This window comes from Nevskia sp., assembly GCF_051860985.1.
Lineage (GTDB): Bacteria > Pseudomonadota > Gammaproteobacteria > Nevskiales > Nevskiaceae > Nevskia.
The window spans coordinates 104,562-121,772 of the sequence record NZ_JBIMKV010000004.1; the positions used below are offsets into that span (position 1 = coordinate 104,562).

Here is a 17,211-nt window from a genome sequence, read left to right on the forward strand (position 1 = left end):
CTTATCTCCCGGCCAGCGCATCGACGATCTGCAGCCGCCGCGCGCGCAGCGCCGGGAAGATCCCGACGGCAACCGCCAGCAGCACCATGGTCACCAGCGCCTGCAGCCAGACCACCGGCTGCACGACCACCGGCGAGCCGTTGAGCAGGCCGCTGACCACCTTGGCGGCGCCGACGGCCAGCACCATGCCGACCAGCCCGCCGATCAGGCACAGCGCGAAGGCTTCGGCGAGCACCAGCGCGGTGACCCGGGCATCGCTGAAGCCGAGCGTCTTCAGCACCGCGAATTCCGGAATCCGCTCGCGCACGGCCTGGCTCATGGTGTTGCCGGTGACCAGCAGGATGGTGAAGAACACGGCGCCGAGGATGGCGGTGACGATCAGGCCGATGTCGCCGATCTGGCGCGCGAAGCTCAGGTTCCAGTCCTTCTCGGTCTGGGTCTTGGTTTCGTCCGGCGAATTCTCGAACTGCCGGTCGACGGCGTTGGCGATGCGCTCGGAGTCGTTCGGATCGGCGACCCGGATGATGTAGACGCCGGCGCTGCCCTGGCCGAACTGGCGGGCGTCGTCGAAGTGGCCGAAGTTCAGGTACATCAGGTTCGAGCGGCCGGCCCAGTCATCGTCCTGACCGTCGAAGATGCCGACCACCTCCCATTCCCAGGCGCGGCTGCCGTCCTTCTTGGTGAAGATGAAGGACTTCAGCGGGATCTTGTCGCCGATCTTGAAGCCGTACTTCTCGACCAGCTTGCGGCCGACGATGGCGCCGGTCTTGGTGCGGATGAAAGCCGCGCGCTGATCGTCCGGCAGCTTCCATTCCGGGTAGCAGTCGAGCAGCCGTTCCGGGTCCACCGCGAACTGCGGGAAGAAGTTGCGCTCGTCGATGTAGATGCCGCCGAAGAATTGCGACCACGCCACGCGCGCCACGCCGGGAATCGCTTCGATGCGCGGCAGCAGCGCCAGCGGCAGCGGCTGCGTGAAGCTGACCCTAGCTTGGGTGATCAGCCGGTTGGCGCCGACGAAATCGGCACCCGAGCTGAACAGCACAGACACCGCCTGCAGCAGGCCGAACAGCATGAACGCGGCGACGAGGCTCAGCAGCGTCAGCACCAGCCGGGTCTTCTTGTGGAACAGGCTGGCCCAGACCAGCGGCAGGAATTTCATGACCGGGTCCCCGGGCGGACCGGGCACGCCACTCGGGCGCTCGTTGGTGATCGCGTCAAGCCGTCCATGGCGCAGAGGCGTCCTCGTTGATCAGGGCCCTGCCCGCACATCCCTGTGCGGGCCGCGCGGGCCGGAGACGCGCCATTCAAGGCGCCTCTCCGGCCAGCGCGCCCTTGTCCATGTGCAGCTGGTGGCTGGCGTACTCGGCGGCCTTGGCGTCGTGGGTGACCATGATGATGGTCTTGCCGTGGTGGCGGTTGAGGTCCTGCAGCAGGGTCAGGATCTCGTCGGCGGTCTTGCGGTCGAGGTCGCCGGTCGGTTCGTCGCAGACCAGCAGGGTCGGGTCGGCGACCAGCGCGCGGGCGATCGCCACGCGCTGCTGCTGGCCGCCGGACAGCTCGCTCGGCTTGTGGCTGGCGCGCTCGCTCAAGCCGACCACGGCAAGCGCGGCCGCCACTGCCTTCTTGCGCTGCGCCTTCGACAGGTCGGTCAGCAGCAGCGGCAGTTCGACATTGGCTTCGGCGCTCAGCACCGGCAGCAGGTTGTAGAACTGGAAGATGAAGCCGACATGGCGCGCCCGCCATTTCGCCAGCGCGTTCGACGACAGCTGGTCGATGCGCCGGTCATTGACGCGGATCTCGCCGCCGCTGGGCTGGTCGAGCCCGCCGATCAGGTTCAGCAGGGTGGTCTTGCCGGAGCCGCTCGGGCCCATCAGCGCCAGGAAATCGCCGCTGGCGATGTCGAGGTCGAGCTGCTTCAGCACCTCCACCGTCTGCTTGCCACGCGTGTAGCGCTTGGACACACCGCGCATCGAAACCAGGGCTGTCATCGGAACTCCGGGATGGGGGAACGTGAGGCGCTGCGCCGGTGATCAGGATGCCTGCGGCGGCGCCCGCGAGGCCAGCCGGGCGCGCAGCTGCGCCAGCTGCAGCGGGGCGCTGCGACGGTCGCGGGCTGCGCCGCCGGCGATGCGCTGCTCGCAGTGCGTGATCGCCCGCGCCAGCAGCTGGCGTTCGGCCTCGGGCTCGCCGAGCGCGGCCAGCAGATCGGCAGTGGCGAGCACCAGCGGCAGGCCGTCGACGCAGCCGGGCGGTTCGGCGAAGGCATCGCGGGCCAGCGCGGCTTCGGCATCGGCGCGGAAGGCTTGCAGCGAGGCGCGCCGCCGGGCCGGGTCCAGCGAGCGGGTGCTGTCGAGATAGCGGGCCAGCTCGATGCCGCGATCACAGCCGACGCGCGGGTCTTCCAGCACCTTGTGGGCACCGGCGTCGGCCTGCAGCGGGTTGTGGCGCTGGGCCGCCTGCAGGAATTCGATGCGGTTGCGCCAGTGCAGCACCTCCGGCGACGCGCTGCTCTGCTGGCCGCGCACCGCGATCGGCAGCCGCAGCCACCAGGCGAAGCCGCCATCGCCGTCGTTCGAGGCGTGATATCGGGCCAGGGTCTCGGCCAGCGCGGCCGCGCCTTCGCGGGTGATCTCGACCGCCCGCGCACTGCGCGACCGTGCGGTGCTGCGCGTGCGTCGCCAGCCGTTCAGCGCAGCCGTGAAGGTGGCCGGCGTCTGGGCGCCGGCGACGCGGCCCAGCTCCTCGCCGTCGGCGTTGACCAGCAGCGAGGTCGGCAGCCGGCCGATGCGGTAGCGCGCCGCAAGCTCACGACCGTCGCCGTCGACATCGAGCGCACGCGTCGGCAAGCGCTGCACCGCCTGCTGCCAGCCGGCATCGGCGGCCAGTGCATCGGCGGTGGCCTCGCAGGCCAGGCAATCGGCGCTGCCGAAGACCAGCAGCTGCAGTGCCGGCGCCGGGTCGGTGGCGGCGCCGGTCGGTTGCATGGCCAGCAGTATCAGCAGCAGGCCCGTCGCAAAGGTGCGGCGGCGTGCCCGGAGCGTGGGCATGGCGCTCAGCCGCCGCCGGGCGCGGTGATCCGCACCGGATCGCCATCCTTGAGCTTCGGCAGATCGCCGATCACCACGCGGTCGCCGGCGTTGAGGCCGGCGATCACCGTCTGGTCGCTGCCGGTTCTGGCACCGAGCTTCACGGCGCGGCGCTCGACCTTGTCGCCCTTGAGCAGGAACACCGCGCCGGTCTCGCCGCTGCCGAGCACCGCCGCCACCGGCACGATCACGCCGACCGGCGCCGGTGCGCCGGCTTCGGGCGCATCGCCAAGGAAAGACACCCGCGCGCCCATTTCCGGCAGCACGCGGTCATCGCGTTCCTTGAAGGCGACGCGCACCTTGACCGTCGCCTTGGTCCGGTCGGCGGTCGGGATCACCGCGATCACTGAGGCCGGAATGCTCCAGTCCGGATAGGCGTTGAGCTTGATGATCGCCGGCTGGCCGGCCCTGACCCGGTTGATGAAGTTCTCGTTGACGTCGACCTCGACTTCCAGCGAGTCCATGTCGACCACGGTGCCGATACCGGTGCGGGTGAAGCCGCCGCCGGCCGACAAGGGCGAGACGATCTCGCCGACCTGCGCGGCCTTGACGGTGATCACGCCGGCAAACGGCGCCCGCACCGTGGTGTCGTCGAACGAGCGCTGGGCGACATCGACGGCCCGCGCCGCCACCGCCACGTTGCGTTCGGCGGTGACCAGGCTGGCGCGCAAGCTGTCGAGCGTGGTGGTCGCGGTATCCAGTTCGGCCACCGAGATGAACTTCTGCTCGACCAGCCCCTTGCGGCGGGAGACATCGCGCTCGGCATTGGCGACATTGACCCGCACCTGCGCGGCCTGCGCCTTCGCCGAGTCCAGCTGCGCGCGGCTCTGTTCGAGCGTGGCGCGGATGTTGGTGTCATCGAGCCGGGCGACGACCTGGTTGGCTTCGACCCGGCTGCCTTCCTCGATCAGCACCTCGGTGACCAGGCCGGTGACCTTCGACGACACGGTTGCCGCCCGGCGGGCAACGACATAGCCGGCGGCATCGAGCAGCGAACCACCGGCTGCCCCACCGCTGGCTGCCGGCCGCGCCGTGGCCACCGTCACCGGGGCTCCGGGCGGCGGCCTCAGCATGGCGTAGGCGCCAGCGCAGAGCAGCGCCAGCACGATCACCGCGATCAGCCCCTTCAGCCAGGGCCGGCTTTCGTCATCGTCGGGATCATCGGGGCGGCGGTCGATCTTCAGCTGGTTCAGCAGCGCGGCGCGGTCGTCCATCGGGTGCGGGAGGGAAGGGTGAAAGGGCTTGCCGCCGAGCATAGCGGCAAGCCCCGGCCCATCGATCAGGCCGCCGCGACTTTCCGCTTCACCCGCACCTGCAGATCCGAATAGCCGCGCACGAAGTTCGACTGCACGCGTTCCGGTTCGCCGACCACTTCGATGCTCTCGAAGCGGGCCAGCAGCTCTTCCCAGAGGATCTTCAGCTGCAGCTCGGCCAGCCGGTTGCCCATGCAGCGGTGCACGCCGTAGCCGAAGGACATGTGCTGGCGGGCGTTCGGGCGATCGATGATGAAGTCATCGGCGCGCTCGAATTTCCGCTCGTCGCGGTTGCCGGAGGCATACCACATCACCAGCTTGTCGCCCTTGCGGATGAACTGGCCGCCGAACATCAGGTCGCGGGTCGCGACCCGGCGCATGTAGGCCAGCGGCGTCTGCCAGCGGATGATCTCCGAGACCATGTTTGGGATCAGCCCCGGGTTGGCGCGCAGCTTGGCGAACTCCGCCGGGTACTGGTTCAGCGCCAGCACGCCGGCGCTCATCGAATTGCGCGTGGTGTCGTTGCCGCCGACGATCAAGAGCGCCAGGTTGCCGAGGAATTCCATCGGCCGGCGGATCAGGTCGGCGGTGTCCGGATTGCCCTGCATCAGGCTGATCAGATCGAAGCCGGGCTTCTCGCCAGCCGCCGTGCGCGCCGCCTTGTCGTGCCAGAGCTTCGCGAAATGGCGGGCCATGTCGGTGACCGCCTCGAAGGTCTCGTCGGTGGCCGCCGTACCGCCGGTGGCTTCCGCACTTCCCGCCGCGAGATCGGACCAGTAGACGAGCTTGTGGCGATCGTCATACGGGAAGTCGAGCAGGGTGGCGAGCATCCGCGCGGTCAGCTCGATCGATACCGTCGGCACCCAGTTGAACGGCTGGTTCTCCGGCAGGTTGTCGAGCACGTCCTGCACGCGGGTGCGGATCAGGCCTTCCATCTCCTGCAGGTTCTTCGGCGCCACCACTTCCTGCACGGCCTTGCGCTGCGCGTCATGGCGCGGCGGGTCCATGGCGATGAACATCTCGATGTCGAGACCTTCCGGCGGCCGGCCGAGAATGATGAAGGGCTCGGCCGAGAAGTCCTCGTGGTTCTTGTCGACGGCCAGGATGTCGTCGTAGCGGGTGATCGACCAGAACGCGCCGAACGGGCTGTGCGGCCGGTAGTGCACCGGCGCTTCCTCGCGCAGCCGCGCGAAGTATTCGAGCCAGCGGCCCTGCCGGTACAGGAACGGGTTGCTGACGTCGATCTCGTCGAGCGCCACGTCGGCGGCCGGCGGAATCGGCGTTTCCGCCGGCAACGAGAACTGCGGCTGCTTGAGCAGGCGCTGCTTGGCTTTCAGCAGCAGGTGCAGGCTCTTGATCTGCAGCGGAATCGGCACCCGCGACTGGGCGCCGGCCAGCGCGCGGTCGAGCAGGTGGCGGGCCGGGGTTTCGAGAACGCGGGGCAGCGGCAGCGGGATCGAGGTCTTCACATCTGGTACTCCGGAACGCGGACTTCGAGGCCGTCGAGCGCGGCCGAGGCGGTGATCTGGCAGCACAGCCGCGAGCCGGGCTGCACGTCGGGCGTCATCGCCATCATCTGCTGCTCTTCCGAGGTGCGCGGGCCGGCCGCCTTGATCCAGGCGTCGCCGACCACCACGTGGCAGGTGCCGCAGGCGCAGGCGCCGCCGCAGTCGCCGTCGATGCCGGGCACGCCGTGGTCGCGCGCCAACTGCATCAGCGAGGTGCCGTCGATCAGCGGGACTTCCCGGCTGCTGCCGTCGTGCAGCAAGAATTTCATGGTGGCCATCGTGCGTCGCTCCTGGATTCACCCGGCTCGGGCCGGTGGCGAATCTTGTGCCCGTGTGGCGGTGTCGACTATGGTCCGCCGGTTCATAGATTTGTGAGAACGGCTCAAATGCGGCTGCCTGCCGAAGTGCCCGATGCCGATCTGCCGGCCGCGATGCTGGCGCAGATCGTCGAGTCGAAGCTGGTCGATGCCGACGCGGCCGCGCGCCTGCAGCAGCTGCTGGCGCGCCTGGGCCGCGACCTGCCGGGCATGGTCGCCGCCGGCGAGCGGGTGCCGCTGCACTGGTTCCGCACCATGTACCCGGGGCTGGATGCCGACCGGGCCGCCTGGCTCGGCCATGCCGCCGGCGAGCAGACGCGGCTGACCTCGTTCGCGGCCTTGAGCCTGCCGCTGGTCAGCGCCGGCTCGGTCGGCGAGGTGCTGCGGCTGCTGGAGTTCATGCCGCTGATTTCCAGCAGCGTCACCGCCCGCTTCCTGGCCCGCGCCGACGACGTGGTGGTGATGATCCAGGCCCGTTCCGGCGATCCGGTGCTGGACCGCTTCCCGGTGCATTACTGCGCCGCCGCGATCCAGCGGCTGCTGGCCATCCTGGTGGCCGGCACGCCGAGCCTGGAGGTGCATATCGCCTGGCCGCAGCCGGCCTGCTTCGCCGACCACCCGGACCTGCGCGCCGGCCGGCTGCACTTCGATGCGCCGTTCCACCATCTGGTGGTGCCGAACGCGACGATGGCCGAGGTCTGCCGCTTTTCCGATCCGGTGGCCTACCAGGGCGCGCTGGCCGGGCTCATCGCCCAGCGGCAGGCGGCGGCTTCGGACGAAACGGTGGGCCGGTTGAAGGCGCTGCTCGATGGCCCGGACCATCGGGTCGGCATCGACGAGGCGGCGCGCGCGCTGCATCTGTCGGTCAGCACCCTGAAGCGGCGGCTGGCCGAGGCCGGTACCAGCTTCCGGGCGCTGCGCGACGACGCCCTGCAGCAGCGCGCGCTGCTGCTGCTGGCCGAACCGTCGGCGACCCTGGCCTCGGTCGGCGCCGCGCTCGGCTATGGCGATCTCGCCAACTTCGCGCATGCCTTCAAGCGCTGGACCGGCCAGTCGCCCGGCGCGTTCCGGCGGCGGCGGGCGCGGCCGGCGGCAGCGTCGTTGCCACCGGGACTGTAGCCGCACTGCAACAATCGGCCCGGACAATGCGCGCGAACCCAAGAGAGAACGGAGCGCGCACATGGCACGCAACAGCAGCACCGGCCCGAAGGCGGGCCGCAAGGCAGTCAGCAAGACCGAATCGTCCGGCACCGGCAGCAAGCCGCCGAAGGCCGACAAGCCGCAATTCCACTACCGCACCCTCTGGCTGTCCGACATCCACCTCGGCACGGCCGGCTGCAAGGCGGAATTCCTGACCGATTTCCTGAAGCGCAACCACTGCGAAACGCTGTATCTGGTCGGCGACATCATCGACGGCTGGAAGCTGAAGAAGTCCGGCTGGTACTGGCCGCAGGAACACACCAACGTGATCCGCCGGGTGCTGACCAAGGCCAAGCGCGACACCCAGGTGATCTACGTGACCGGCAATCACGACGAGTTCCTGCGCAAGTTCGTCGACTACCGGCTGGAGATCGGCAACATCAAACTGGTCAACGAGGCGATCCACGAAACCGCCGATGGCCGGCGCCTGCTGGTGCTGCACGGCGACTACTTCGACGTTATCACCCGCTACCACCGCTGGGTGGCGCTGGCCGGCGACATGGCCTACGAAACGATGATGAGCGCCAACTACTGGTTCAACCGCGTGCGGGCGATGGCCGGCATGCGCTACTGGTCGCTGTCCGCGTTCGCTAAGCAGAAGGTCAAGAACGCGGTGTCGATCGTCTCCAGCTTCGAGGAAGCGGTGTCGCGCGAGTGCAAGCGCCGCGAGCTGGATGGCGTGGTCTGCGGCCACATCCACCATGCCGAGATCCGCGACATCAACGGCGTCAGCTACCACAACTGCGGCGACTGGGTGGAGTCCTGCACGGCGCTGGCCGAGGACTTCAACGGCAAGATTTCGGTGATCCGCTGGGTCGACATCGACCACCTGAACGAGCGGCCGAACGTGACGCCGCTGCAGTTGCCGAAGGTGGCACGGCGGACCGCCAAGGCGGCCTGAAGCCCGGCTGCCGGCTGCGCGATGGAGTGGTCGCCCGGATGACCGGCCGGGCCGGGGCATCCGTAAGCTGCGGGTCCGTCCCGCAGCCCGGAGTGCCCCGATGTCCGCCTTGATGATCGCGCTGGTGCAGGTCAAAGACCCCGCCAAGCTGCAAGCCTATTCGGCCGCTGCCGGCCCCACGATCGCCGCCGCCGGTGGTCAGGTGCTGGGCCGCGGCAAGCGCGTGGCCACGCTGTGCGGCGCGGTGTCGCCGGATGCCACGCTGATCGCCCGCTTCCCGTCGGCCGACGCCGCCCGCAGCTGGTACGACAGCGCCGCCTACCAGGCGCTGATTCCGCTGCGCGACGAAGCGATGGTGGCCAGCTTCTACGTGGTCGAAGAGCCGGCCTGATCGGTCAGCCAGGCCGGCGCCGCGCGGCGTCGGCCGTTCAGACCTCGTGCACGAACAGGCTGCGCTCGAAGCGCACTTGCGGCCAGAAGACGCCGTCTTCGGCACGTTCGCCGGCACCGACCACCATGATCGGAAAGGCCCCGGCCGGAAGCGCGAGCAGCTTCGACACCCGCACCTCGTCGAAGCCTTCCATCATGCAGCTGTCGTAGCCGTGCGCCCGCAGCGCCAGCACCAGGTTTTCGCAGGCCAGCGCCGTGCTCTTGGCCGCCCACAGATCGACCTCTGCCTTGGTGTACGGCCCGCGCGGCACCGGGGCGACGACGCCGCCCGCAGCGATCGCCGCCTTCTTGACCATCGCGAAGGAGTTCAGCGGCCCTGGCGTGTACATGTACGGAATCAGCTGGTAGTAGCGCTTCACCAGCGGCGGCACGTCCGGCATCGGCCACTCCTTGAGCATCTTGCGGGCGAAGTCGTGAACGCGATCGGTATGCGCCACGCAGACGATCAGCTCGGCCGCCGTCTTCGCCGCCAGCTGGCTCATGCAGGCCTTGACCAGCCGCGCCTTCTTGTCCGCCGAGCGCACCACGTAGAACGACCACGGCTGCAGGCCGGACGAGCAGGGCGCGAGCATCGCCAGGTCCAGACAGTCGTCCAGCACCTCGCGCGGGATCGGCTTGGCGGTGAACTTGCGCACCGAACGGCGGCCGGCAACCACCCGCCGGAACGCCTCGATGTCGATCTCCTTCGGCGCCGGCTCGTGATAGCGCGGCTTGCCGTCGATGAGGATCGTGGCCGGGCCCGGTGCCGAGCCCGACTTCCGTGCGGCGGCGGCTTTCGGGCCGGCTGCATTGCCGGTCTTCGGCGCTTTCTGGATCTTCTGGGCGGGCGTGCTGGTAGCGCGGCGGGGCTTGGCCTTGCCGGCGGCAGGGCTGACGGGGCGGGTCGGTTCGGTCATCGGAGCATGGGGCAGGGGATTCGGTGCACAACTGTAACGGAAGCCGCGCCATGGTCATTGCCGGCCACGGCCGGCATGGCCCTTGCCGCAGGTAAAATGCCGATCGCGTGCCTGCCGCGTCTGCCGCAGGTTGCCGCGCCCCCTCCCGTTCCCGAAGATCCCAGACAGATGAATGGCATTTCCCTGACCCGCTACCTCATCGAGGAGCAGCGCTCCAAGGCCCAGATCGGCGCCGACCTGCGGCTGCTGATCGAAGTCGTTGCCCGCGCCTGCAAGACCATCGCGATCGCCGTCGGCAAGGGCGGCCTGGGCGACGCGCTCGGCGACGCCGGCACCGGCAACATCCAGGGCGAGGCGCAGAAGAAGCTCGACGTGCTATCGAACGAAATCCTGCTCGAAGCCAACGAATGGGGCGGCCATCTGGCCGGTCTGGCGTCGGAGGAAATGGACCACCCGCACCCGATTCCCGGCCAGTACCCGAAGGGTGGCTACCTGCTGCTGTTCGATCCGCTCGACGGCTCGTCGAACATCGACGTCAACGTCTCGGTCGGCACCATCTTTTCAGTGCTGCGCTGCCCCGAAGGCATGACCGGCGCGGAAGACGAAGCCTTCCTGCAGCCGGGCACCACGCAGGTCGCCGCTGGCTACTGCGTCTACGGCCCGTCGACGATCCTGGTGCTGACCCTTGGCAACGGCACGCATGCGTTCACGCTGGACCGCGAACTCGGCAGCTTCCGGATGACCGGCCGCGACCTGCAGATTCCGGCCGACACCAAGGAATTCTCGATCAACGCCTCCAACGCCCGCTTCTGGGAAGCGCCGGTCAAGCGCTATGTCAACGAAATGCTGGACGGCAAGGAAGGCCCTCGCGGAAAGGACTTCAACATGCGCTGGGTCGCCTCGATGGTGGCCGACGTGCACCGCATCGTTACCCGCGGCGGCGTGTTCCTCTACCCGATGGACAGCAAGCTCAAGGACAAGGGCGGCAAGCTGCGCCTGATGTACGAAGCCAACCCGATGGCCTTCATCATCGAACAAGCCGGCGGCGCTGCCACCACCGGCCGCGAACGGATCATGGACATCCGCCCGACCAAGCTCCACCAGCGTGTGCCGGTGATCCTTGGCTCCAAGAATGAAGTGGAGCGGGTGACGGAATATCACGCGGAGGGGTGAGATGTTTGGCGGCGGATCAGCCGGGAGACGGCTGATCCGGTCGCTTTTTGAAGGGCTGCTTAGTGCCAAAAGCAGACGGTCGAGCCACAATTGGTCGAAGGCCAATGACTTCGATTGACAGTTCCAGCTATCGTCGGCGCCAGTCTTTGATAAAGAGAACTTCTTTGTCACTCAGTTGAATCACAGCTCGCTGGCGAAGAAAGTCGGCCGCCTTAGAGCCGTACTTATCGACCTCATCAATTGCGATGAATACCTGCTTGCCGATTTCACCGTAGATTCGGACGATCTGCGCCACGGCGGCGTTCTCAACATTCTTGAATAAGATCGAATCGTGAATCAGGAACGGGAGCTCTGTAAGCTTGAATACAGCCAGGTCGAGCACAATAAGGCTGCTGTACGCCGTACCGGTGCCAGTGTCTTCGAAGACCTGAAAGTTGTAGTTATTCTCCGAGAGTGTCAGGTGCGGACTTTTGCGGCTCGCGCCGAAGATCTCGCTCACGAGCTCTCGCATTGAGCGATTCAATTGGTCCTCAATCCTCTTCACCGTTCCAAGCTTCTTCTCCGAAAGCTGGTCACCTTTCTCCTTACTTTTCCCCGTCAATACTTCGTTCTTCTCGAAGAACGTATTCTCCTGCTGAGCAGTCCGGAGTTTATTGGAGATCCCAAAGACGCGATCGACAACTACACCAGGGCTATCTAGTGATCCCAGGCGCTCTATCAGCTGCTCATCAATCTGGGATAACCGCTCGTTCAATCCCGAGGCTTGAGCAGTTAGTGCCTGCACAGACGAATTCAGCTCATCCTTGAGGATCTTGGCAATTGAGCTGTGGAATTCCTCAATATTCGCAAGACGAGTCGTATTTACCTCTGGAAAGAATGCCTTGAGGCCTTCGAAACTTGAGCTGCGGACGAACTTGTTCTCAAAGAGGCTACCGCGAACCCTCCGCAACTTGCTTTCGACCTCTAGCTTGAGAGCCAATAGCTCATCCTTCTCTGTCTTTAGCTCCAATATCTCTTTATTCACGATCGACTTAATCGTCAAAGCGTAGGCCGCTAGATTGGCCTTGATGTCGCTTAACTCCGCCTGCATCTCTTCGATTAGGTCAGAGTTCTCCGCGTACTTTCTCTTTCCAATATTGGGGACGATACGCCTTTTGAAGGCGCGTCGGAGGTCGCTCTGTTCGCTCTCAACTTCTTTCAGTTCACGAACGAGCTCGGCAATCGGCTTATAGAGATTGAAAATCTTGATTAGTGTATCGACACATTCGCGGGCCGGTTGAGCGGGGACGCTATGCAAGGGGTGGTGAACATCGAGATTTGGCTTCCCCCAAATCCTACTGAATAGACTGACGAGGCTACGAAACGTTGCATCATGTTCTTTCAGCTTTAGCTCAATTGTGAGCCAAGCCTTGTATTCATTAACTGAGATTGGATCAACGAGGGAGCCATCCTCGGCGCACGGATAGACCAGCTCTGGACGAGAAGTTCCTCGGCAGAATCGGGTCTTAGAGGCATCAATAAGAAAGGTAATATAGTAGTCGTGATGGCCCAACTCAGACACGATGTCCTTGTTGTGCTGCATCAGCGAATCGCCGCCATAGGCGAAATCAACGATCATGAGCAAACTGGACTTTCCAATGGAATTGGTCGCGTTGTCATCACCCAGAACGACATTAAGTCCTTCGTGAAACGTGATTGATTTTCGGCGGAATTTCTCGCATGCGATTTCAAATAGCACGTGAGATTTCTCCAGTTGTCGGATTGACGTTGAGGCGATTCAAAAGGTGCAACACGTCAACTGCGAGCAGAAAATCGACTATCGAATCGAAGTGCGTTTCGGTCTTCTGGTATAGCGCCGGCAGATCTGCGGAGTCGTCTAGGGCGGAAAGGATGATTGGAAGCCTTGACAGCACTGAACGGTCGAGCGAAATGAACTTGTTTGGCGTTATCACTCGAACACCTCGCAATTCTGAACGAAGAACGACGCAACGATCTCTGCCGGCTCAATTGAGGAGGGCTTTGTGACGCCGACGATCCAGTCGACAACACCAGCGAATATCTGCGGCTTGGTGAGGCCCTGCATACGCAGCTCAAGGTAGAACGCCCTGACTTGACTAGAAATGAGTTCGGCGACACCTGGCTGCTCGCCCTCTAGGGTTTGAAATTGCTGGCGAACGAACACAAAATAATCACTGACGTTGAAGTGAATCTTTCGTCGCAAGGTCGATGGAACAGACTGATCAAGCTTGTCGTCTAGCGTCTTTGCGATCAGCGTTGGATCAGCAAGTGGCATGGAGGCTGTCGTCGAATCGAGCGACCGCACGACCGCCGAAATTTCATCGCGGAGTGCATACTCAAACTGGAGGCGATTTCGCTCCTCAGCGGCCACGGCTTCCCGCTTTGTCTGTACAAGGCGCCGGTAGTCTTCCACTGTTCGGGGCTTATCGAATTTGCCATGACAACCCACGCAAAGGGGAATGAGGTTATCTAGGTCGTTCGGGTCCGTGGCTAGGCGCTCTTCATGCCTTAGCAGCTCTTCTTCCGCTTTCGTTGGATTCAGAGGATAGATGTGGGCAAGCTCGTAGCCCTTGTAGGTTCGCTTTCCCTTCGTGTAGAAGAGCGGCTCTCCTCCCTCGGGGCATCGGGAGTTGACCTGACAGAGGAGGCGAAGCTCTTCAGCCTGATTCAGGGCTCGGCGTGGCTCGGTCATGGCCTACAAGACGCCAAGGTCCGCCGGCGATGCGAAAATTGTGATTCCGTCCATGTCATGGCCACGCTCCCTCCCCACCCCAGGGTCACTTTAACCACTTTGGCCTGTACGCAACCAGCCTCGGTCGGCTGCGTTCAGCCGAAGTTCGAGAAGCGGGTCTGGCCTCACTGACTGCTTCGGGCTGGGAGCAGCCACTCGCTGATGCTGCAGTCACCGTCGAGAAGACGAGCGTTACTGCATAGGCCAATAGCAACCTCATTCCCCAGCCTCAACGCCCCGGCAAAACCCCACGCCGCTGAAAATCGCGAATCCAGTGGACGAACGTGTCCTCGGTATCGCAAACCTCGGCAAACCCTGCGCGGCGCAGCTTGATGGCGCTGACGAAGGCCGGTGGCGGCGGCGTGGTGGCGCCGTAGGCGAAGCAGAAATCGGCGTAGTGGTGGGATTCGCCGAGCAGCGCGTCGATGCTGACGCGGCGCAGGCCGTGTCGGGCGACGATGCGGTCCCAGACCGCTGCTTGTGCTGGCAGGAATTCGGCCATCGGCAGCGGCGCGTCCGGGCCGGGTTCGACGCCCAGCGCGTCGGCGATGGCGGGCCACAGGTTGCGCCATTCGAAGACGTCGCCATTGGTCACGTTGTAGTGCTGGCCGTGGGCGGCTTCGGTGTTCGAGGCCCAGACGAAGACGTTGGCGAGCAGGCGGGCGTCGACGGCTTCCCAGACGTAGCTGATGCCGCCGGGGAAGCCGAACGGCTGGCCGGTTTCGCGGCAGATCGCGGCGTAGGCGCCGAGCACTGGAATCAGGTTCATCGCCACGCCGTGGGCGCGGCCGAGGATCAGTTGCGGGCGCAGGATGGTCCAGCCGAAGCCGTGGCGGTTGGCGGCTTCTCGCAGCCAGTCTTCCTGCAGCCAGTAGAAGTTCGGATGCGGGTCGCGCGGCGCGCGCTCGCGGGCTGGAATCGGCATCGGATGCAGGTGGATGCCATAGGCCTTGGTGCCCTGCAGCAGGCTGACGTGGGCGATGCAGTTGGCCGGGTTCGCCAAGAGCGGCGTCAGGCAGTGGTCGAGCATCGCCAGGTTGGTGCGCATCTGCTCGGCGTCCTGCCAGCCGGCGATCAGGCCGGGCTGTTCGAACAGCGCGGCGTAGACGACGTGAGTGACGCCGGCCAGCGCCGCCAGCGCGGCTTTCGACGAAGCGGCATCACGCAGGTCGCAGGGCAGGTGCTGGAATGGCCGGGTCGAGTCCACTTCCGGCGCGCGGCGCGACAGCGCCACCACGTCCCAGCCGGCGGCCAGATAAGCCTCCACCGCGCTGGCGCCCACCACGCCGCTGGCGCCGGCGATCAGTACCTTGTTGGTCATGGTGTCGCTCCTTGCTGAAGGAAGGGGGCTGCGTCAGCCGCGCAGTTCGCGGCGCAGGATCTTGCCGGTGACGGTCTTCGGCAGTTCGGCAATGAACTCCACGACTCTCGGCACCTTGTAGGCGGCCATGCGCTCGCGGCAGTGGGCGATTATTTCGGCGCTGCTGGCCTCGGCGCCGGCTTTCAGGCTCAGCACGGCTTTCACCGTTTCGCCGCGATAGGTGTCCGGCACGCCGACCACGGCGGCTTCGCGCACGGCCGGGTGGCTGTACAGCACGTCTTCCACTTCGCGCGGCCAGACCTTGTAGCCGGCGGCGTTGATCATGTCCTTCTTGCGGTCGACGAGGTACAGCCAGCCCTGGGCGTCCATCACGCCGATGTCGCCGGTATGCAGCCAGCCGTCGCGGATCGCGTCACGCGTTGCGTCCGGCTTGTTCCAGTAGCCGGGCACCACCTGCGGGCCGCGGATGACGATCTCGCCGGCCTCGCCAGCCGGCATCGGCGCGCCGGTTTCGGTGTCGACGATGCGGATGTCGGTGGCATAGGTCGGCAGGCCGATGCTCAGCGCGCCGAACAGCGGGTCGACCGGCGCCCGCTTGTCGACCGGGCAGACGGTGGCCGGCGAGGTCGATTCGGTCATGCCGTAGGCGTTGCGGATGTAGTGGCCGAACTTCGCTTCGAACTGCTCGACCACGCTCGGGGCGATCGGTGCGCCGCCGGAGTAGATCGCCCGCAGGCTGGCCAGGCTGTCGCGGCGCGCGTCCGGGTGGTTCATCAGCGCCAGCAGCGCGGTGATCGCGCCGATGGTGAAGGCCGGCCGCCGCTCGCGCAGCGCGTCCAGCATCACGCCCGGCTCGAAGCGGTAGGCCAGCGTCAGCGGCCCGGCGATCAGCAGGCTCAGCGCGACATGACCGATCAGCCCGGTGATGTGGAACAGCGGCGCGATACCGAGGATGCCGTCGCCTTCCTGCAGGCCGATCCAGTCGCGGTAGACCTGCGCGGTGAAGGCGACGTTGCCGTGCGTGTTCATCGCGCCTTTCGGCAGGCCGGTGGTGCCGGAGGTGTAGACCAGCAGCGCGATGTCGCTGCTGGCGAGCCACACCGGTGGTGGCCGCTGGCCGTCGTGGGCGGCGATCAGGCTTGCGAAATCCGGCACGCCATCGGCGCGATGGCGTTCGATGCCGGCCAGCAGGCGCGTGTCGTGGCGCGTCTGGTAGTCCAGCTCCGAGGTGGTGATGACGGTTGCCACCGGGTGGCTTTCAAGCACCCGCGCCAGCGTGTCGCGATAGGCCGTCTCGTGGGCGATCACGGCCGCCGGCGCGCAGTCGGCGAACAGCAGCGCCAGTTCCCGTTCGCGGTTCATCGGGTTGATCGACACCGCGATGGCGCCACACTTCCACGCGGCCAGCAGCGCGATCACGAACGGCGGCACGTTCTGCAGCACCAGCGCGATGCGATCGCCACGGCCCACGCCGCGCGCCCGCAAGCGCGCAGGCCAGCGCATCGCTGTGGCGATCCAGCTCGGCGAAGCTCAGCGTGCTGTCGAAGTAGTGAAGGGCCGGCGCGTCGGCGGCGCGGGCGACGGCGGCGCGGAACATCGACAGCCCGTCGCCATGCTCGGTGGCCGGGGCCGTCGGGCGGCCGGGCGTGTACTGGGCCAGCCAGGGGCGCATCGGCGCGGCTGACGGGGATTCGGTGCCCATGGATGAAACCTCGGGTCAGGCGAGCCCGCAGCGTAGCGAGCCGCCCGCCGGGTCGATACCGCGTGCGAGCCCGGTGCTGATTCCCCGGTCAGCCCGAGCCGGCCCAGATCGGCCTCCATCGGCCCCAATCGGCCGCAGCCGGCCGTGGTCGGCGATGATGACGGCCTGCCGCACCGCCATCCCTTGCCTAAGAGCCTGCCGCCATGTCCGCCGATCCGCGCATCTACTTCGCCGCCGAACGCACGCTGCTGGCCTGGGTGCGCACCGGCATCGCGGTGGTCGGGCTGGGCTTTCTCGTCGCCCGTTTCGGCCTGTTCCTGCGGCTGTTCGCGGCCGAACGCGGTGTGCCGGCCAGCCCGGTGCTGCAGGCCGAAACGCAGGTTTCGGCGCTGCTCGGCATCGGCTTCGTGCTGGTTGGCGCGCTGTCGATCGCGATGGCGGCGGTGCAGCATCGCCGTCACCTCGCGAGCCTGCCGGCCGAAGACCGGCCGGGCGGCTATTCGCTGTCGGCCGCGCTGTGGATGGCCGGACTGGTGGCAGCCGCCAGCGGCCTGCTGGCGGTGCATCTGGCGGTCACGCTGGTGGCGGCCGGATAGCCGCCGGCCTGCTGCGGCAGCAGGCCGGGGCGCCCGCTGCCGCAGCCGCGATCAGGCCG

16 protein-coding genes and 1 pseudogene are annotated in these 17,211 nt (G+C 66.3%); 5 read left to right on the forward strand and 12 right to left on the reverse strand.

From position 1 onward, the window contains the following. Window position 1: 1 nt before the first annotated feature. From ACTIGJ_RS05440 to ACTIGJ_RS05465, 6 genes are all read right to left on the reverse strand, one after another. Window positions 2–1,159: an ABC transporter permease gene (locus tag ACTIGJ_RS05440; protein ID WP_439639269.1), complete on the reverse strand. Its 1,158-nt coding sequence runs from the start codon at window positions 1,157–1,159 to the stop codon at window positions 2–4. A 145-nt stretch (window positions 1,160–1,304) separates the two neighbouring features. Continuing rightward, complete coding sequence (locus ACTIGJ_RS05445; RefSeq protein ID WP_439639270.1) at window positions 1,305–1,988, reverse strand: ABC transporter ATP-binding protein; 684 nt, start codon at window positions 1,986–1,988, stop codon at window positions 1,305–1,307. 42 nt (window positions 1,989–2,030) lie between these two features. After that, window positions 2,031–2,984, reverse strand: coding sequence for a TlpA family protein disulfide reductase (locus ACTIGJ_RS05450; RefSeq protein ID WP_439639271.1), 954 nt, complete (start codon window positions 2,982–2,984; stop codon window positions 2,031–2,033). Between the two features lie 68 nt (window positions 2,985–3,052). Then, entirely contained in the window at window positions 3,053–4,300 is a 1,248-nt protein-coding gene (locus ACTIGJ_RS05455) for an efflux RND transporter periplasmic adaptor subunit (protein ID WP_439639272.1), read from the reverse strand. Between the two features lie 65 nt (window positions 4,301–4,365). Then, complete coding sequence (locus ACTIGJ_RS05460; RefSeq protein WP_439639422.1) at window positions 4,366–5,751, reverse strand: cytochrome P450; 1,386 nt, start codon at window positions 5,749–5,751, stop codon at window positions 4,366–4,368. A 53-nt stretch (window positions 5,752–5,804) separates the two neighbouring features. Next, on the reverse strand, window positions 5,805–6,125 hold the full coding sequence (locus ACTIGJ_RS05465; RefSeq protein WP_439639273.1) for a 2Fe-2S iron-sulfur cluster-binding protein: 321 nt from the start codon (window positions 6,123–6,125) through the stop codon (window positions 5,805–5,807). Between the two features lie 108 nt (window positions 6,126–6,233). Between ACTIGJ_RS05465 and ACTIGJ_RS05470 the strand changes: the two genes are divergently transcribed. The 3 genes from ACTIGJ_RS05470 (at window position 6,234) to ACTIGJ_RS05480 (ending at window position 8,656) form a co-directional block, all read left to right on the forward strand. Then, window positions 6,234–7,283 (forward strand): helix-turn-helix domain-containing protein, encoded by a 1,050-nt coding sequence (locus tag ACTIGJ_RS05470; RefSeq protein ID WP_439639274.1) that lies wholly within the window; start codon window positions 6,234–6,236, stop codon window positions 7,281–7,283. A gap of 61 nt (window positions 7,284–7,344) precedes the next feature. Then, window positions 7,345–8,265, forward strand: a complete 921-nt coding sequence (locus tag ACTIGJ_RS05475; protein ID WP_439639275.1) for a UDP-2,3-diacylglucosamine diphosphatase — start codon at window positions 7,345–7,347, stop codon at window positions 8,263–8,265. A gap of 100 nt (window positions 8,266–8,365) precedes the next feature. Continuing rightward, the gene (locus ACTIGJ_RS05480) at window positions 8,366–8,656 is read left to right on the forward strand and encodes a DUF1330 domain-containing protein (RefSeq protein ID WP_439639276.1); all 291 of its coding nucleotides are present in this window, start codon (window positions 8,366–8,368) and stop codon (window positions 8,654–8,656) included. A 37-nt stretch (window positions 8,657–8,693) separates the two neighbouring features. Here the strand turns inward: ACTIGJ_RS05480 and ACTIGJ_RS05485 are convergent, their stop codons facing one another. Further along, a complete protein-coding gene (locus ACTIGJ_RS05485; RefSeq protein WP_439639277.1) occupies window positions 8,694–9,611 on the reverse strand; it encodes a nitroreductase family protein in 918 nt (305 codons plus the stop codon). Window positions 9,612–9,779: 168 nt separating this feature from the next. On the opposite strand from ACTIGJ_RS05485, the gene ACTIGJ_RS05490 reads away from it, so the two are divergent. Next, window positions 9,780–10,784, forward strand: a complete 1,005-nt coding sequence (locus ACTIGJ_RS05490; protein ID WP_439639278.1) for a class 1 fructose-bisphosphatase — start codon at window positions 9,780–9,782, stop codon at window positions 10,782–10,784. Window positions 10,785–10,911: 127 nt separating this feature from the next. Here the strand turns inward: ACTIGJ_RS05490 and ACTIGJ_RS05495 are convergent, their stop codons facing one another. The 5 genes and pseudogenes from ACTIGJ_RS05495 to ACTIGJ_RS05515 all read right to left on the reverse strand — a co-directional run bounded on the left by ACTIGJ_RS05495 (window position 10,912) and on the right by ACTIGJ_RS05515 (window position 16,556). Then, complete coding sequence (locus tag ACTIGJ_RS05495; protein ID WP_439639279.1) at window positions 10,912–12,522, reverse strand: DUF2326 domain-containing protein; 1,611 nt, start codon at window positions 12,520–12,522, stop codon at window positions 10,912–10,914. After that, the gene (locus ACTIGJ_RS05500) at window positions 12,512–12,736 is read right to left on the reverse strand and encodes an ABC-three component system middle component 7 (RefSeq protein ID WP_439639280.1); all 225 of its coding nucleotides are present in this window, start codon (window positions 12,734–12,736) and stop codon (window positions 12,512–12,514) included. Before ACTIGJ_RS05500 ends, ACTIGJ_RS05495 begins: the two co-directional genes overlap by 11 nt. Further along, window positions 12,733–13,494 carry an ABC-three component system protein gene (locus tag ACTIGJ_RS05505; RefSeq protein WP_439639281.1) on the reverse strand — a complete coding sequence of 254 codons (762 nt, stop codon included), beginning with the start codon at window positions 13,492–13,494 and terminating at the stop codon, window positions 12,733–12,735. Before ACTIGJ_RS05505 ends, ACTIGJ_RS05500 begins: the two co-directional genes overlap by 4 nt. Before the next feature lie 268 nt (window positions 13,495–13,762). Further along, window positions 13,763–14,854, reverse strand: coding sequence for an SDR family oxidoreductase (locus tag ACTIGJ_RS05510; RefSeq protein WP_439639282.1), 1,092 nt, complete (start codon window positions 14,852–14,854; stop codon window positions 13,763–13,765). 33 nt (window positions 14,855–14,887) lie between these two features. Then, a pseudogene (locus ACTIGJ_RS05515) lies at window positions 14,888–16,556 on the reverse strand (class I adenylate-forming enzyme family protein). A 203-nt stretch (window positions 16,557–16,759) separates the two neighbouring features. Between ACTIGJ_RS05515 and ACTIGJ_RS05520 the strand changes: the two are divergent. Further along, on the forward strand, window positions 16,760–17,152 hold the full coding sequence (locus ACTIGJ_RS05520) for a YidH family protein (RefSeq protein ID WP_439639283.1): 393 nt from the start codon (window positions 16,760–16,762) through the stop codon (window positions 17,150–17,152). Window positions 17,153–17,211 lie beyond the last annotated feature (59 nt).